Genomic DNA, 15,445 nt, shown 5'->3' with positions numbered 1-15,445 from the left:
TCGTGTTAAAAACGCCGTCGTGCCGCCCCAGAGCAACGAAGACGTTCCAGTATCCCCAACTTTACTGCATTAAAAGTTCGCGCGGGGTTAACTCCTTGGTAAAAAAGACCGTAGAAATTTCCTGCTCATGCGAATAGGCTTGGTCAACGACATGAATCTCGCCCTCGAGTGCTTGCGCCGGGTGGTGGAGTCCAGCGGTGAACACGTTGTGGCCTGGTCGGCGGAAAATGGCCAACAGGCTGTCGATTATTGCTCTGCCGATTTGCCGGACCTGGTCTTGATGGACCTCGTGATGCCCGTCATGAACGGTGCCGAAGCCACGCGTGAGATCATGGAAAAATCGCCCGTGCCCATCCTCGTGGTGACAGCCTCCATGACGACCAATGGCGACCTGGTTTACGAAGCCATGGGCCACGGAGCGCTCGACGCCACGGTGACCCCCACCTTGGGGCCCGGCGGCAACATGGATGGCGCGCAACCGTTGTTGGAGAAAATTCAACGCATCGGCCTGATTGCCGGCAAGTCAACGGTTAGCCACAGCACCGGCATCACGCGCCCCGGCTTTCCAATGCCCTCCGCCCACAGCCTGGAGAAACCGCCCTTTATCGCGATTGGTTCGTCCACCGGCGGGCCACAGGCTTTGGCCACGGTTTTGAGTAATCTAGATGAGGATTTCCCCGGCATCGTAGGGATCGTCCAGCACGTCGACCCGCAGTTCGCCCCCGGCATGGCTGATTGGCTGAACGCCCGCTGCAAGCTCCCCGTGCAGCTCGCCGAGCACGGCATGCGGCCGCAACCGGGCAATGTTTATATGGCCGGGCAAGACGCGCACATGCGCATCAGAACTGGCGGCATCTTTGAGTTTACCGTCGAGCCGACGCACCTCGTCAACCGTCCCTCGGTGGATGTCTTCTTTAAAAGCCTGGCCTCGCACTGGCCCAAGCCAGGCGTAGCCATGATCCTCACCGGCATGGGCCGAGACGGTGCCGAAGGCCTCAAGCTGCTCCGCGAACGCGGCTGGCGCACCATTGCGCAGGACCAGGAAAGCTCGGTCGTCTACGGCATGCCCAAGGCGGCAGTCGAAATCGGGGCCGCCCACGAAAGCCTGTCGATCGACATGATTGGCCCCGCCGCGCTCAACCGCCTCTCGCAGATGACTGGCGGGTAAGCGCGACTCAAGGACTCTGAGGTGGCGGCCGATGTCCTCATCGGCCACAATGTAGGCAGATGGAGAATCATTTGCTCCAAGTATTAATTCGCCAACATCGCGTAACGTGGACCGATTCCATCTATTTCACTAATCTCTGGCCGATGGGACATCGACCGCCACCTTCGAACATTTAAGCACAGCAAAATTTTTTTTCAAAAACACACTTGACCGACCAGTCGGTCTGTGCTTTTATTACGACCATGAAGCAAGCCACACCAGCCAAGACCAAGCGGGACGAAATCCTGGCGGTCGCCTCGAAGCTCTTTTACGAGCAGGGGTATAATCAGGCCGGCATCCAGCAAATCATCAAAGAGGCTGGAACCGCCAAGGGCACCTTCTACACCCATTTCAAGTCAAAGGAGGAGCTCGGTGTCGCCTGGCTCCGCGGCCGGCACGTCACCTGGAACACCTGGCTGCACAACGCAGTCGATGCCGCGGATTCGCCCAGAGACAAGATCCTCGCCGCATTCGATTTCCTCGGCCAGTGGATGGCGGACTGCCATTACCGCGGCTGCGCCTTCCTTAATACCCTCTGCGAAACGCCCAACTGCGACAGCCCACTCCGTGCCGAAATCGCCGCCCACAAGCAAGAGCTGCGCGATCTCTTCGAGCGGCTCGTCGGCCAGCATTTTCCCAATAACAACCCTGCCGCCAACGCCCAGACTGGCGCCGTGATCTATATCCTCTTCGAGGGTGCCCTCGTGGAAATGCAGAACTTCTGTGAGCATTGGCCACTCGACGCCGCCAAGCAGCACGTTGAGCAACTTCTTTAAAACGTTCCTTTTTTTACACCCGCACAGACCGACCGGTCTGTCATTAACTAAAAACCAACACCAATAAACAAGATGAGCAGAATAAACACCATCGAACCGGCCAATGCGCCGCAGAATATCGCCGCACTGTATGACGCAGTGAAGAAGAAGCTGGGGCTCGTCCCCAACATGGTCAAAGTCCTCGGCAACAGCAACGCGGCTCTCCAGGGCTACCTTAGCTTGAGCGGCGCGGTTTCCAGCGGTCGCCTCAGCCCGTCCACCCGCGAGAAGATCGCCCTGCTCGTGGCCGAACGCAACGGCTGCGACTACTGCCTGAGTGCCCACACCGCGATCAGCAGCTTGCTGAAGATTCCCGCGCAGGACGTCGAGGCCGCCCGCCGTGGCAAGTCTCCCATCCGCAAGGAGCAGGCCATCCTGACTTTGGCCGAGGCCATCGTCGCCAACAAGGGCGTCGTCTCCTCCGAGGACTACGCCGCCGCCGTCGATCAGGGCGTCACGGACGAAGAGGCGCTCGAAGTCGTGGCCAACGTCGCCGTGAACATCCTCACGAACTACGTCAACAACTTCGCGCAGCCGGAGATCGACTTCCCCCGCGTCGAGGTGGGTGCCGCCTAAGCGCCCGTAACTTCCAATCATCCAATCCAACACCACCCGGGGCCGGCGGCGTCCACCCGCTGCCGGCCTCCCACCCACTTTCATCATGAACGACCCATTCCAACACGCCTGCGACTGCGGTTGCGCCGTCCCGAAGGCCCAACGCCTGCCGCTGCCTCCCTTCACCGAGGAGACCGCCCGCGAAAAAGTCCAACTCGCCGAAGACGCCTGGAACTCCCAGGACCCCGTCCGCGTGTCCCTCGCCTACACGGAGGACTCCGAGTGGCGCAACCGCGCGGAGTTTCTCAACGGCCGCGAGGAGATCGTCGAATTCCTGACCCGCAAATGGCAACGCGAGCTCGACTACAAACTCAAGAAGACCCTGTGGGCCTTTTCCGACAACCGCATCGCCGTGCGCTTCGAGTATGAGTGGCGCGACGACTCCGGCCAATGGTATCGCGCCCATGGCAACGAAAACTGGGAGTTCAACGCCGACGGCTTCATGGCCAAGCGCTTCGCCTCCATCAACGACCAACGCATCGACGCCTCCGAGCGCCGCCTTTAACCCAAACCAACCACACCACCATGACTACCAATACCGACCTCACCACGCGCCCACCACGCAGCCCCCGCGTTCGCCTCGGCGGCTTCGCCCACCTGCCGCGCCTGATCGACAAGGCCCGCGCGCAGACCTCGCAAACGCTCGGCGTTTATGAATACGGCGACGCCAGCCTGCTCGACCGCGAATTCTTCCGCTTCATCGGCATCACCGCCGATGCGCTACTGGCGGAGGTTTCCCGCGGCGGCGGCGACCTAAGCATCCTGCAATGGGTTCTCACCAACGCCACCCGCTCACTGCTCCCGCACGAGATTGCGGCCTGGAGCCATTGGATCGAAAACGTGCCCGGCCTGAGCACGGAGGCCCGCGCCTGGTTTGCGGAGTTCTCCGCCAGCCTGGAACCGCCGCGGCCCGACGTCAGCACCCTGTTCGAATACCTGGACGTCGATGACTACGTCCGCTTCGGCGGGCAGGCCTAGCGACTAGAGATTCGATTCTCCCTCGTCGGAATGTAGGGCTCGCGCTTGCGCGATGCCGCACCCGCTCAAGACGCGCCACCTATTGCGGCGTCGCGCAAGCGCGAGCCCTACATCATGACGGCACCTCTGCTTCAAAGAGATCTTCACCACTTTCCGAAACCCACACCAACCAACATCCACACCAACAACCAACCATACCACGACCATGAAAATCAACTGGATCAAAGCACTCCTCGCCGGTGTTATTGGAACGCTACTGTTCGATGTCACCGGCTTCCTTTTCACCAGCACTTGGTGGGACATCCCCCACGTGCTCGCGGACGCCGTCGGCGTTCCCTTCCCCGTCGCATTGCTGATGCACTACGGCAACGGGGTGGCCCTGGCGGCAATCTACGCTGCGCTGGCCCCCTCTCTGTTTGGCCCGGGCTGGTTCCGCGCCCTCGTCTTCACCACACTGGAAACGGTGATGCTCGTCTGGTTCCTGCTGTTTCCGCTGCTCGGACTGGGCATTGCGGGGCTGGAGGGCGGCCTGCTCTTTCCGGTGCTCTCGATGACACGCCACTGGCTCTACGCGGTGCCCCTGGCTTATTATTTCCCGGTTAAGTCCGGCGAGACCGCCCAGTCGGAAATGGAAACCGACGCCGTCCCTTGCGGTTAACGCAAAACGCGCAAGTCGGACGACTCCTTTCAAGGCATGGCTTCACGGCCATGCCTTTTCAGTATACCAGCAGGGACCAAAGTTACGGCAAATCCCCCCAGCGGGGGGCCTAAGCACGCGAATTCACGGCCAGACGGCGAATAACACTTGTCAGCGAAGCGCAGACCCGCACAACTAGTGCCATGAAGGTCACGGTATTTGTCACTCCAAAGAAAACGGTGCTGGATCCCCAGGGCGCGGCTGTTGGTCACGCAATGGAGCACTTGGGCCTAAATCCCAGCAGCGATGTCCGCGTAGGCAAGACGATTGAGTTCGATGTCGACGGCACCGACACCCCGGAATTACGCGAGCAGATCGATAAGATTTGCGACGGTTTGCTGAGCAATCCCGTCATCGAAGACTACCGCTACGAGCTCGCCTAAAAGGAAGGTCCCGCCCACATGAAGATCGCCATCATCCAATTCCCCGGATCCAATTGCGACCGCGACGCTTATTATGCGCTGGCGGGCGTTTTCAACCAGCCGACGCGCCTGTTTTGGCATAAGCGCCCCAGCCTGGCCGGGGCCGAATGCGTCGTCCTGCCCGGCGGTTTTTCCTACGGCGACTATTTGCGCTGCGGTGCGATTGCCCGGTTCTCGCCGGTCATGAAAGCCGTCGTGGAGTTCGCCCAAAACGGCGGTCCCGTCATCGGCATTTGTAATGGCTTCCAGATTCTTTGCGAAGCTGGCCTGCTCCCCGGTGCCCTCGTGCGCAACGAAGGCATGGAGTTCATCTGCGAGACGTCGAAGCTCAAGGTCGAGGATAGCATGGACTACTTCAACCAGAGCAGCCTCGGCGAAACCATCGACATCCCGATCGCCCACGGTGAGGGCAACTACCGCATCGATGACGACGGCCTGGCCGAACTCGAAGCGAACAATCAAATTCTCTTCCGCTACGCCAACAACCCGAACGGCTCCAAGGCCGACATTGCTGGCATCCGCAATAAGGAAGGCAACGTCTTCGGCATGATGCCCCACCCTGAGCGCGCCGTGGAAGACCTCCACCCGAGTCGCGACGGCATCGGCGTCTTCAAGGCGTTTCTCAAGTCCCAAATGGCCCGCCAGAAGGCGTAGTCAAAATTACCTGTAATCAACCGTCAGCACGCAAAATTACTTCAGCGAAACGCCTAACTGACGATTGATATTCGACAACTGAAAATCGAACATTCCTAAATTTCCATGGCCACCGAAGCACCCGCGCCAAATCCCGACGAAACGCTCAACGCGCCCATCACGCCTGAACTGGTGGACAAACACGGCTTGACGCCGGAAGAATACGAGCGCATCAAATCCATCCTCGGCCGCGAGCCCAACCTGACCGAGCTCGGCATCTTCAGCGTCATGTGGTCGGAGCACTGCTCCTACAAGAACTCGCGCCGCCTGCTCAAGCAGTTCCCCACCCAGAAGTTCGACGAAGACTCCCGTAACAAAGTCCTCGTCAAGGCAGGTGAGGAAAACGCCGGCGTGGTCGACATTGGCGACGATTTCGCAATCTGCTTCAAGATCGAGTCCCACAACCACCCCAGCGCAGTCGAGCCCTTCCAGGGCGCAGCGACCGGCGTAGGCGGCATCTTGCGCGACATTTTCACCATGGGCGCACGCCCGGTGCTCTTCACCAACTCCCTGCGCTTCGGCAAGCTGGACTCGGCCGACTCACGCCGCATCATGCGCGGCGTCGTCCACGGCATCAGCCATTATGGCAACTGCGTGGGCATCCCGAACATCGGCGGTGACACCTATTTCGACGATTGCTACGAGGGCAACCCGCTCGTCAACGCGCTCTGCCTCGGCGTGCTCAAGCATGACCAGATCAAGCGCGGCGCGGCCTCCGGCATCGGCAACCCCGTTTACTACGTCGGCGCGGCGACCGGTCGCGACGGCCTCGGCGGCGCCAGCTTCGCCTCCAAGGAGCTTTCCTCGGAGTCTGGCCACGACCGCCCGGCAGTCCAAAAGGGCGACCCCTTCATGGGCAAGCTGCTCATGGAAGCCTGCCTCGAAATGATGGCCGTCGATGGCCTCGTCGTGGGCATTCAGGACATGGGTGCTGCCGGCCTCACCTGCTCCACCTGCGAAACCGCCGCCCGTGGCGACACCGGCGTCGAGATCGAGCTGGACCTCGTCCCACAGCGCGAAACCGGCATGAATTCTTACGAAATCCTGCTCTCCGAATCACAGGAGCGCATGCTCGTCATCGTGCAGGCTGGCCGCGAAGAGGAAGTTGAAAAAATCTTTGATAAGTGGGACCTCCACGCCGCCAAGGTCGGCTCCGTCGTTGACGGCAAGGACATGGTCGTCAAGCAGCACGGCCAAGTCGTCGCCCGCATCCCCGCGCAAGACCTCACCGAGCAAGCCCCGCTGAACAATCCCGAGGCCAAGCGCCCCGCCTACCTTGACGAAGTGCAGGCCTGGAATCTGGAAAGCCTGACCGACCTGACCGAAGACGGTGTTTTCGAGGCGCTACCCAAGCTCCTGGCCGACCCAAGCATCGCCAGCAAGCAGTGGATTTACCGCCAATACGACCAGATGGTCATGACCAGCACCATCGAGCATGCCGGCGAGTCCGACGCCGCCGTCGTGCGTCTGCGCTGCGGTGGTCCGGATAAGGACAAATACATCGCCATCAGCAACGACTGCAACAACCGCTACTGCTGGGCCGATCCTTACGAGGGCGGCAAGATCGCCGTCGCCGAGGCCATTCGTAACCTCGCCTGCTCCGGGGCCCGTCCGCTCGCGATGACGAACAACCTCAATTTCGGCAACCCGAACAAGCCCGAGTCTTTCTACATGCTCAAGGAGTGCGTTCGCGGCCTCGCTGAAACGTGCGACTTTTTCGATGTGCCCGTGGTTGGCGGCAACGTCAGCCTCTACAATGAAAACCTCGACGCCAAGATCGACCCGACACCGGTCGTCTCCGTCGTTGGCATCATCGACAGCCGCCAATACATCACCTCGAGCCAGATCAAGAAAGGCACCGAAGCCTTCATCCTGCTCGGCGACGTGCCAAACGAGCTCGGCTGCAGCGCCTACCTGCGCGTCCTCCACGACCTGAAAACCGGCAAACCGCCCGCGATGGACCTCGAAAAGCAGGCCGCGCTGATGGACTTCCTTCAAATTCAGATCCAAAAGAGCCGCATCCACGCCGCGCACGATATCTCCGAAGGTGGTCTGCTCGTCGCACTCTGCGAAATGCTCTTCACCAAGGGCAAGACCTTCGGTGCCGACCTCAATCTGGAAGACCTGCCCATCGATCGCTGGGACGCCCTTTTCTTCGGCGAAAGCCAAGGCCGTATCCTGCTCGCCGTCGATGCCAACCGCGCCGATCACGTCGTCCACGACGCCGAGCGCTACGACATCCATGCCGACATTCTGGGCGAAGCCAACGACGATGGCGTGCTCCACATCGAAGCGCCGAATCTGGACAACCCAATCGAGTGGGACACCAACGAACTCCGCAAGGTCTGGGAGAATTCCATCCCCGACGCCATGAAGATCTAGGCAGCGTACGGCCAGGGCTGAGCTTGTCGAAGCCTTGCATCGATAGATTTGCCCATTGGGCAAATAGGCCAACTGGAAGTGAAAAGACTGGTAAAATACCTGAACGATCGGGGTGTTCGGGGGTCTAATCCCTCAATGATAAAGCAATATAAGTCACCAGTTGAGCGCCTGCGTAAACCGATATCAGCACTAGTCGCAGCGTCATTAATCGCGGCGGCGCTATTCACCGTACCTGCGGGCTTTCAGAGCAATTTTAGCGAGCTGCTGGAATACCTCGGCTTTAGTTTCCTAATTATAGCCGGACTTGGTCGGGTCTGGTGCCTGATCTATATTGCTGGCCGCAAAGACCACGAGCTTTGCCAAGAGGGGCCGTATTCGCTATGCCGCAATCCGCTATACCTCTTTTCGTTCATTGGAGTGTTGGGTATCTGTCTTGCCCTACAAAGTCTGTTGCTAACGGTGATCATGGCTTGCATTTTCAATGCATATTACACCTACGTCATTCGCAGTGAAGAGGCTAGGTTGTCACTTCTCTTTGGTCAGGAGTATCTGGACTACCGCCGATCCACCCCAAGGCTGATGCCAGCATTTAGCGGTTATCGCCAAGGCCAGCCAAACATCCGCATTTCAACGCCGGCCTTAGAACGCGGTCTGCGAGAAGTATTCTGGTTTTTTGCCGCCATCGTGATGATCGATGCGATTGAGCTGATCCATGAACACGGCAGCCTGATTGCCATCACGTTGCCCTTTTAGCAACGAAAGTGTATGTTCAGACTCTGCCTTACTCCTCCGGCAGCTCCATGGCCTCAACCTTGGCCTTGAGGCCCTCACGGTAAGCGACAAGGCGGTCGCGAAGTTCCTTGTCCGCCAAAGACAGGATCGCGGCGGCCGATAGCGCGGCGTTGACCGCGCCTGCGCGGCCGATGGCCAAGGTGGGCGTCGGGATGCCGGCCGGCATTTGCACGATCGAAAGCAACGAGTCCACGCCACTGAGCGCCTTGCTCTGGACGGGCACGCCGAGCACCGGCAGGTGCGTGAGCGCAGCAGTCATCCCCGGCAGGTGGGCGGCTCCACCGGCACCGGCGATGATCACCTGGATGCCGCGCCCTTCGGCGCTGCGGGCATAGTCGACCATGCGATCCGGCGTGCGGTGCGCGCTGACGATCATTTTCTCAAACGGCACACCCAGCTCGATGAGGGTGTCTGCCGCGTGTTGCATGGTGTCCCAGTCGGACGCGCTGCCCATGATAACGCCGACTGTCGGGGTGGAATTACTTGTTGTTGCCATGTGGTGAAAAGTTACTTTACCTCCAGCTAATCCAACGGGCAGGAACACCATACGTCAATTCAGGATGCACACGGTGGGTATAGATGGCTGTAAAGCCGGATGGATCGCGGTCGAAATCGACAACCGCGGCAACGGCTCCGTCGGCGTGTTCGACACCGTTTACCGCGCGCTGATCATGCACCCGACGGCCGATACCATCCTGATCGACATGCCCATCGGACTGCCCGACTCGATGACGCCCACCCGCGAATGCGACGTCATCGCGCGCAAACTCCTGGGCAAAGGCCTCGGCTCCCGCGTGTTTCCGCCCCCGCCCCGGCGCGTGCTCGATGTCAGCTTTTACGAAGATGCCTGCACGCTGAGCGAGACGATTATCGGCAAGAAAATCAGCCGCCAAAGCTTCAATATTGCGCCCAAGATCAAACAGCTCGACGACATCCTGCGCCGCCACCGCGACTATGTGGGCCGAGTCCGCGAGGCGCACCCCGAGCTGGCCTTTGCCGCGATGAACAACCGCAAAGCCCTGCAAATTTCCAAAAAGCAAAAGGCCGGGCTCCAAGGGCGGCTCAAGGTTCTGGAACGCCACTATCCGCACGCCCGCGATCTTTACAACTATGCGGTGGACTCCACGCAGCGCAAAGACGTGGCCCGCGACGACATCCTCGACGCCATGGCGCTGGCGATCATGGCGCGCTCGGCCCGCCGCCTGCGCTCCCTACCCGGCGAGCCACAAACCGATGCCGTCGGCCTACCGATGGAGATCGTCGTTGGCATCTATGAGTGGGAGAAGGAAAGCTCCACCCGCGCACCGTTCGGCTTTACCCGGTCGCCTTTTGCCGAGCGTGCTTAGCGGGGCAAACCAATCATTCTCCTGCTGAGCAGCGGTGGGAATCGGGCGAGTTAACTTGCAGGTCGTCACCAACGTAGGTAAGGTGGCAGCGACGCAACTCCATTTAACCGTTCCTTGCCATGAGCTCCCAGCATACGACCCGCCGCCGTTTCATCCAACAATCGACCCTCGCCCTCGCCGCCAGTGCCATGGCACCGCAGTGGGTAACCGCCGCCGAGAATTCACCCACCAACGATGGCGGCGTGCCGCTAAGGCCCTTGGGCAAGACCGGCGTCGATGTGGCGATGCTCGGCCTGGGCGGGCATCATTTTGGCCAAATAAAAAACGAGCGTACCGCGATCAAGCTGGGCCGCCGCGCCATCGATAAAGGCGTCACTTTCCTGGACAACGCGTGGTGTTATCACGGCGGTCGCTCCGAGGAGCGCATGGGCCAGATGCTTCAAGACGGCTACCGCGAGAAAGTTTTCCTGATGACCAAGCACCACGGCCGCAAAACCAAAGCCGAGGCCATGGAGCAGCTGGAGACCTCGCTCAAGCGGCTAAAAACCGACCACATCGACCTGTGGCAATTTCACGAAATCGGCTATCAGCAGGACATTGACTGGATCTTTGGTGACGATGGCGCGATTGCCGCCGCCGATCAGGCCAAGCAAGACGGCAAGGTCCGCTTCATCGGGTTCACGGGCCACAAGTATCCCGAAGTGCTGAGCAACATGATGGTCGCCGGCTATGAGTGGGACGCCGTGCAAATGCCGGTCAACCCCTTCGACCCCCACTATCATAGCTTCATCAAGGGCACCGTGCCTTACATCGTCGACCGCGGGGCAGGCGTGATCGCCATGAAAACCATGGGCGGCGGTGGCGGCAATCTGCTCCGCTCCGGTGCCGTTACTTATCAGGATTGCCTGAATTTCGCGTGGTCGCAGCCGGTAAGCACCATCGTCTGCGGCATGACGACCAACGACATGGTCGACCAAAATGTGGCCGCCGCCCAATCCTTCCAGCCGATGAGCCAAGAGGCCATCGACGCCCTGCTGGCCAAGACCGCAGAGCCCGCAAAAAACGGTCGGCATGAGCCCTATAAAGCCTCAATCGCTTACGATGGTCCGGTGAGCCGCGAGCTACACGGGACCTGACGAAGCCAGCTGCGGCTTATACCCTGTAACCCTATCAATATAGGGCTTCTCGAATCGAGATGAAAGATAGTGCTGCAAGGATTGCTCAACATTAGCCCATTTAATTAGTTGACGCATCTGGCTTTTTGCGTGGGGTAGTTCGCTTCGAGAAGGTGATAAGACTGAGTCTAAATATCCCCTCCCGTCAAAAACCCTAGACCAGAAATACTGACAATGCTGTTGAAATCCGCTCTCTCCCGAGTCGGCAAGCCGTCGCTTTTGCTGTTGGCCGCCACTCCCGCAATGCTCACTGCGCAAGAAAAAGTCGCACCAGATGAGGCCGTGCAAGAACTGGAGCCGGTCCACATGTACTCACCGGTGATCCCCGACGCGATGCTTTACCTGCCTGAGGTTCAGGGCACGAAGATCATCGGTGCGAAAAAGACGACCAACGTCGCCCTAGAAGAGCTTCCCGAGATCGTCGACAACAACTACGCTCAGGTCTTCATCACCACGCCGGGCATCACCGTGTCCGAGCAGGCCACGCCGTCCCATGCCAACATCAGTTACCGTGGCATTGGCGACCCGCACGAGTCGTCATCCATCCTGACGATGAAGGACGGCATCCCGCTAAACAGCGACTGGTTCGGCTACCCGACCATATACTACGTCCCGCCGATTGAGTCCATCGCCCGCGTGGAAATCATCCGTGGCGGCGGTTCGCTGCTTTACGGCCCGCAGCCCGGCCCGGTTATCAACTACGTCAGCGCCGGACCCCGCACCGACACCGAGTTCGGCGGCAGCATTCAAGCCTTTGGCGGCAGCTACGGCTTCTACTCGACCTACCTTGAGGCCAGCGGCACGCAGGATCGCTTTGGCTACGCAGCCGATTTCCAGGCGACCGGTGCCGACGGTGCCCGCGCCAATGCCGACTACGCCGTGCTGACCGGTGGCGCAACCGTCGCCTATCAAATCGACGAGGCCCAGCGCATCCAGTTCGACTTCGACGCCTACAGCTCCAGCAATGGTGAAGCCGGCCGCTTGACGCCCACTGAGTGGGACGCCAACCCGCAGACCACCACCCGCCCGATCGACCGTGTCTGGATCGAGCGCTACTATCCGGCCATCTATTATACTCGCGATATCGAAGACGGCTTGATCGAAGTGAAGACCTGGGGCGGCTTCCAGGATCGCCTGTCCCGCCGCGCCAAAGGAGGCTCCACAATAGCAGCGACTGCAACCAACATCGACGACCGCCAGTTTAACTTCTACGGCCTCGATGCGCGCATCCGCAAGGACTACGAGACGGACTTCACCGACGGCGACAACACCCTCGCCACCGGCATCACCTTCTACTACTCCGATGCGCCGCGCACCCGCGAAACCGGTTTCGCCACCGGCACTACAGGCACACCGGTCTTCGATGTGGCAAACTCCACGGTTTACGGCGCTGCCTTCGTGGAAAACATCTTCCGTTTTGGTGACCTGGCCGTCATCCCCGCCTTCCGCCTGGACATCCCGACCATCAGCGCGAAGGAGGAATACAACTTTGACCCCACCATCACGCGTGCACTTTTCGACGAAACCGTCACCTCGGTCGTGCCCCTGGGTGCGCTCGGCCTCACCTACGAGCTCGACGACACCAAGCAGCTCTACACCAGCTTCGCCACCTCTTACACGCCCAAAACCTATGGCGATATCGGCAACCCCACCAGTAAACGAGTCAATACGGCAACTAACGAAGTAGCCTACAATTACCAGGGTGAGCTCGGCAGCCGCGGCAGCTACAGCTCGTGGTTCAGCTACGACGGCAGCCTCTTCGTCGACTACAACACCAACATCGTCGAAACCGTCAACGTCGGCGCAAACAACACCATCGTCAACAACGCGGGCGACGCGCTCTACTACGGCATCGAAGCCGCAGTGGATGCCGACTTGTTTGCCTTCCTCGATGCACAAAACGGCACCAAGCTCTCCGAAGAAGTCGGCGCGCTCTCGCTCTTTGCCAACGCCCAACTGCTGCAGGCAGAGTTCACCGGCGGCCAGTTCAACGGCAACAAGCCCAGCTATGCACCGACCTACCTGATCAAGACCGGTGGTGTCTTCGACTACCGCGATTACCTGCGCATTGGCCTGACCTCGCAGTTCGTCGGCAGCCAATACTGGAACGACGCCAACACCAATTCCGGCAGCGCTACGCCCGTTGCCTCCAACTCAAACCCGCAGACCATCCCCTCCTACCAGGTTTGGGATTTCAGCATCGAGTTCACGCCCATTGAGGACTTCACCATCCTCGCCGGCATCAACAACCTTTTCGACAAGAAATACTACTCCCGCGTGCGCGGTGGCACGGGCGGCATCGAGCCCCTGGACGGCCGCACCTACTACGCAGGTGCCCGGTATAACTTCTAAAAGGCGACTCCGTTTTCACCAAAGCCCCGCGCAGCAATGCCGGGGCTTTTTTATGGAATCCTACTGAGTCTAAATGGGGGCAAAAATTGTAATTCCCAAATCCTCCTATAAAAAATAAAATGCGCTCATGAAACGCTTCGAATACAAGGTGATCAAGTTTGACGGAAAAGGCATTCTCGGTGGCAAGGTCGACATGCAAGACATGGAGCAAAAGATGAATGCCCCTGGGCAAGAGGGCTGGGAAGCCGTCTCTGTCTTTGACACCAACGAAGCCTACGGCAGCACCAGGTGGGTAATAGCGACATTCAAACGCGAGCTCTCATAGCTCCAGCCCAAAGGTAGCCCAAGGATTTGCCTTCCCATCACATCACGTTGAGCTTTAACTGAATGCGTGTCACAAGATTCCGAAGGCTTCTGGTTGTTCTCGCCAATTTTATTTCATTGGCTGCTCTCGCTGACGTTTAGCTTTCGCATCATCATGAAGCGGCGCAACATCGGTGCTACGCTGGCATGGGTCAGCGTTATGCTGCTCCTCCCCTATGTCGGCGTAGGCGTATATTTGCTCTTGGGCGAAATGCGGCTCGGCAAACGGCGCGAACGCCGCATCCGCCAACTGATCGATCCTTACAAACAGTGGATTCAATCACTGTCCGAAGGCTATCAGGTCGACTGGACCAACGCGCCGGACGCCGCGAAATATCTGGACCGCCTGGCTGCCCGCTCCGAGGGCACGCCCACCCTGCCCGGCAATTCGCTGGAGCTGCTCGATGACTGCGAAGGCGTGCTGCGTGCAATCATTGAAGACATCAACCGCACCGAAGAAACACTCTACATGGAGTTCTACATCTGGCACAACGGCGGCGTGGCCGACGAAGTGCTGGAGGCCGTCATCAAGGCGCGTCGCCGCGGCGTTATTACCCGCGTCCTACTGGACTCTGTTGGCAGCAAAGACTTCCTGAAGTCCGCCAACTGCAAACGCGCACGCAAGGCCGGTGTGGAAATTGTCGAGGCGCTTCCGGCGGGAATTTTCCGCGCAATCTTCCGCCGTCAGGATTTGCGCCTGCACCGCAAGATCGTCCTCATCGATGGCCACACCGCCTACACTGGCAGCCTCAACCTCGTCGATGCGCGCTACTTCAAGCAGGACGCTGGCGTCGGCCAATGGGTGGACCTCATGGTCCGCGTGCAAGGACCCGCCGTCGAGGTGCTGGCTACAACTTTTCTCGCTGACTGGGATGTGGAAACCGAAGGCCGGCAAATCGACCTCAACGAGGACACCGGCGTGGTCCGCCAAGAGGCCAAGGGCAACGCGATGGTGCAGGTGGTGCCGTCCGGGCCGGGCTTCTACCCCGACGCCATTTACCAACTGCTGCTCACCACAATATACAGCGCGCGCGAAGAGCTGATCATTACCACGCCCTACTTCGTGCCCGATGATGCGCTGCACACCGCGCTGCGAACAGCGGCGGCGCGCGGCGTGGAGGTAACGATTATCCTGCCGGCGCATAATGATTCCTGGCTCGTGCGCTACGCTTCGCGTTCGCACTACGACAGCTTGCTGAAGGCGGGCGTGCGCATCATGCGCTTCAACGCTGGCCTGCTGCACGCCAAGACCATTAGCGTCGATAAAGAATTCTGCCTCGTTGGCTCGGTTAACTTCGACATGCGCAGCGTGTGGCTAAACCACGAGGTCACACTCTTCGTTTACAACCACGCCTTCTGCGATCACCTGTGCTACCAGCAGCGGCAATACATCCTGCAAAGCGAAGAGCTCCAGGCCTCAGATTGGGCGCAGCGCCCGAAGCAGGAGCGCATTCTGGAAAACATCGTCCGCCTCGCCAGCCCGCTGCTCTAACATTGCGCACCGGAGCGCAACGCTCTGTCGTTACCACGCTTTGGAACGAATAACGCCCTCAAGCAAGTCGACAGTGCAATACTGCTAAATCATGGCATGCTAACTTTGCGATGCAA

At 59.6% G+C, this 15,445-nt stretch carries 16 protein-coding genes; 15 read left to right on the top strand and 1 reads right to left on the bottom strand.

Annotated features, from left to right (window positions below; all coding sequences use genetic code 11):
* Positions 1 to 127 precede the first annotated feature (127 nt).
* From cheB to O3S85_RS09265, 10 genes are all read left to right on the top strand, one after another.
* Entirely contained in the window at positions 128 to 1,168 is a 1,041-nt protein-coding gene (cheB, locus tag O3S85_RS09310) for a chemotaxis response regulator protein-glutamate methylesterase (RefSeq protein ID WP_269539949.1), read from the top strand.
* 242 nt (positions 1,169 to 1,410) lie between these two features.
* Positions 1,411 to 1,983 carry a TetR/AcrR family transcriptional regulator gene (locus O3S85_RS09305; protein ID WP_269539947.1) on the top strand — a complete coding sequence of 191 codons (573 nt, stop codon included), beginning with the start codon at positions 1,411 to 1,413 and terminating at the stop codon, positions 1,981 to 1,983.
* A gap of 72 nt (positions 1,984 to 2,055) precedes the next feature.
* Positions 2,056 to 2,598, top strand: coding sequence for a carboxymuconolactone decarboxylase family protein (locus O3S85_RS09300; protein WP_269539946.1), 543 nt, complete (start codon positions 2,056 to 2,058; stop codon positions 2,596 to 2,598).
* A gap of 85 nt (positions 2,599 to 2,683) precedes the next feature.
* Positions 2,684 to 3,142: a nuclear transport factor 2 family protein gene (locus tag O3S85_RS09295; RefSeq protein WP_269539944.1), complete on the top strand. Its 459-nt coding sequence runs from the start codon at positions 2,684 to 2,686 to the stop codon at positions 3,140 to 3,142.
* 20 nt (positions 3,143 to 3,162) lie between these two features.
* Positions 3,163 to 3,615, top strand: coding sequence for a DUF5069 domain-containing protein (locus O3S85_RS09290; protein WP_269539941.1), 453 nt, complete (start codon positions 3,163 to 3,165; stop codon positions 3,613 to 3,615).
* Positions 3,616 to 3,820: 205 nt separating this feature from the next.
* Positions 3,821 to 4,273 carry a hypothetical protein gene (locus O3S85_RS09285; RefSeq protein WP_269539938.1) on the top strand — a complete coding sequence of 151 codons (453 nt, stop codon included), beginning with the start codon at positions 3,821 to 3,823 and terminating at the stop codon, positions 4,271 to 4,273.
* A gap of 182 nt (positions 4,274 to 4,455) precedes the next feature.
* Positions 4,456 to 4,695 carry a phosphoribosylformylglycinamidine synthase subunit PurS gene (purS, locus tag O3S85_RS09280; protein ID WP_269539934.1) on the top strand — a complete coding sequence of 80 codons (240 nt, stop codon included), beginning with the start codon at positions 4,456 to 4,458 and terminating at the stop codon, positions 4,693 to 4,695.
* Between the two features lie 18 nt (positions 4,696 to 4,713).
* Positions 4,714 to 5,388 (top strand): phosphoribosylformylglycinamidine synthase subunit PurQ, encoded by a 675-nt coding sequence (gene purQ / locus O3S85_RS09275; protein ID WP_269539932.1) that lies wholly within the window; start codon positions 4,714 to 4,716, stop codon positions 5,386 to 5,388.
* A 105-nt stretch (positions 5,389 to 5,493) separates the two neighbouring features.
* Positions 5,494 to 7,809, top strand: a complete 2,316-nt coding sequence (gene purL / locus O3S85_RS09270) for a phosphoribosylformylglycinamidine synthase subunit PurL (RefSeq protein ID WP_269539931.1) — start codon at positions 5,494 to 5,496, stop codon at positions 7,807 to 7,809.
* Positions 7,810 to 7,944: 135 nt separating this feature from the next.
* The gene (locus O3S85_RS09265) at positions 7,945 to 8,562 is read left to right on the top strand and encodes a methyltransferase family protein (protein WP_269539929.1); all 618 of its coding nucleotides are present in this window, start codon (positions 7,945 to 7,947) and stop codon (positions 8,560 to 8,562) included.
* Positions 8,563 to 8,590: 28 nt separating this feature from the next.
* On the opposite strand, the gene purE is transcribed toward O3S85_RS09265, so the two are convergent.
* Positions 8,591 to 9,097 carry a 5-(carboxyamino)imidazole ribonucleotide mutase gene (gene purE / locus O3S85_RS09260; RefSeq protein ID WP_269539926.1) on the bottom strand — a complete coding sequence of 169 codons (507 nt, stop codon included), beginning with the start codon at positions 9,095 to 9,097 and terminating at the stop codon, positions 8,591 to 8,593.
* 73 nt (positions 9,098 to 9,170) lie between these two features.
* Between purE and O3S85_RS09255 the strand changes: the two genes are divergently transcribed.
* The 5 genes from O3S85_RS09255 (at position 9,171) to cls (ending at position 15,329) form a co-directional block, all read left to right on the top strand.
* Positions 9,171 to 9,947 (top strand): DUF429 domain-containing protein, encoded by a 777-nt coding sequence (locus tag O3S85_RS09255; protein WP_269539924.1) that lies wholly within the window; start codon positions 9,171 to 9,173, stop codon positions 9,945 to 9,947.
* A gap of 119 nt (positions 9,948 to 10,066) precedes the next feature.
* Positions 10,067 to 11,083: an aldo/keto reductase gene (locus O3S85_RS09250; RefSeq protein ID WP_269539920.1), complete on the top strand. Its 1,017-nt coding sequence runs from the start codon at positions 10,067 to 10,069 to the stop codon at positions 11,081 to 11,083.
* A 213-nt stretch (positions 11,084 to 11,296) separates the two neighbouring features.
* Positions 11,297 to 13,474, top strand: coding sequence for a TonB-dependent receptor family protein (locus O3S85_RS09245; RefSeq protein WP_269539917.1), 2,178 nt, complete (start codon positions 11,297 to 11,299; stop codon positions 13,472 to 13,474).
* A gap of 127 nt (positions 13,475 to 13,601) precedes the next feature.
* Entirely contained in the window at positions 13,602 to 13,799 is a 198-nt protein-coding gene (locus tag O3S85_RS09240) for a DUF4177 domain-containing protein (protein ID WP_269539915.1), read from the top strand.
* A gap of 66 nt (positions 13,800 to 13,865) precedes the next feature.
* Entirely contained in the window at positions 13,866 to 15,329 is a 1,464-nt protein-coding gene (cls, locus tag O3S85_RS09235; protein ID WP_269539914.1) for a cardiolipin synthase, read from the top strand.
* Positions 15,330 to 15,445 lie beyond the last annotated feature (116 nt).

This window comes from Cerasicoccus sp. TK19100 (assembly GCF_027257155.1).
In the GTDB taxonomy this organism is placed as follows: domain Bacteria; phylum Verrucomicrobiota; class Verrucomicrobiia; order Opitutales; family Cerasicoccaceae; genus Cerasicoccus; species Cerasicoccus fimbriatus.
Note: the sequence above shows the minus strand (reverse complement) of the source record. Positions and strands in the feature narration are given on the sequence as shown.

Excerpts from the sequence above, each read along its gene's own strand:
- cheB (WP_269539949.1), top strand. The coding sequence starts at position 128 with ATGCGAATAGGCTTGGTCAACGACATGAATCTCGCCCTCGAGTGCTTG.
- O3S85_RS09305 (WP_269539947.1), top strand. The coding sequence starts at position 1,411 with ATGAAGCAAGCCACACCAGCCAAGACCAAGCGGGACGAAATCCTGGCG.
- O3S85_RS09300 (WP_269539946.1), top strand. The coding sequence starts at position 2,056 with ATGAGCAGAATAAACACCATCGAACCGGCCAATGCGCCGCAGAATATC.
- O3S85_RS09295 (WP_269539944.1), top strand. The coding sequence starts at position 2,684 with ATGAACGACCCATTCCAACACGCCTGCGACTGCGGTTGCGCCGTCCCG.
- O3S85_RS09290 (WP_269539941.1), top strand. The coding sequence starts at position 3,163 with ATGACTACCAATACCGACCTCACCACGCGCCCACCACGCAGCCCCCGC.
- O3S85_RS09285 (WP_269539938.1), top strand. The coding sequence starts at position 3,821 with ATGAAAATCAACTGGATCAAAGCACTCCTCGCCGGTGTTATTGGAACG.
- purS (WP_269539934.1), top strand. The coding sequence starts at position 4,456 with ATGAAGGTCACGGTATTTGTCACTCCAAAGAAAACGGTGCTGGATCCC.
- purQ (WP_269539932.1), top strand. The coding sequence starts at position 4,714 with ATGAAGATCGCCATCATCCAATTCCCCGGATCCAATTGCGACCGCGAC.
- purL (WP_269539931.1), top strand. The coding sequence starts at position 5,494 with ATGGCCACCGAAGCACCCGCGCCAAATCCCGACGAAACGCTCAACGCG.
- O3S85_RS09265 (WP_269539929.1), top strand. The coding sequence starts at position 7,945 with ATGATAAAGCAATATAAGTCACCAGTTGAGCGCCTGCGTAAACCGATA.
- purE (WP_269539926.1), bottom strand. The coding sequence starts at position 9,097 with ATGGCAACAACAAGTAATTCCACCCCGACAGTCGGCGTTATCATGGGC.
- O3S85_RS09250 (WP_269539920.1), top strand. The coding sequence starts at position 10,067 with ATGAGCTCCCAGCATACGACCCGCCGCCGTTTCATCCAACAATCGACC.
- O3S85_RS09245 (WP_269539917.1), top strand. The coding sequence starts at position 11,297 with ATGCTGTTGAAATCCGCTCTCTCCCGAGTCGGCAAGCCGTCGCTTTTG.
- O3S85_RS09240 (WP_269539915.1), top strand. The coding sequence starts at position 13,602 with ATGAAACGCTTCGAATACAAGGTGATCAAGTTTGACGGAAAAGGCATT.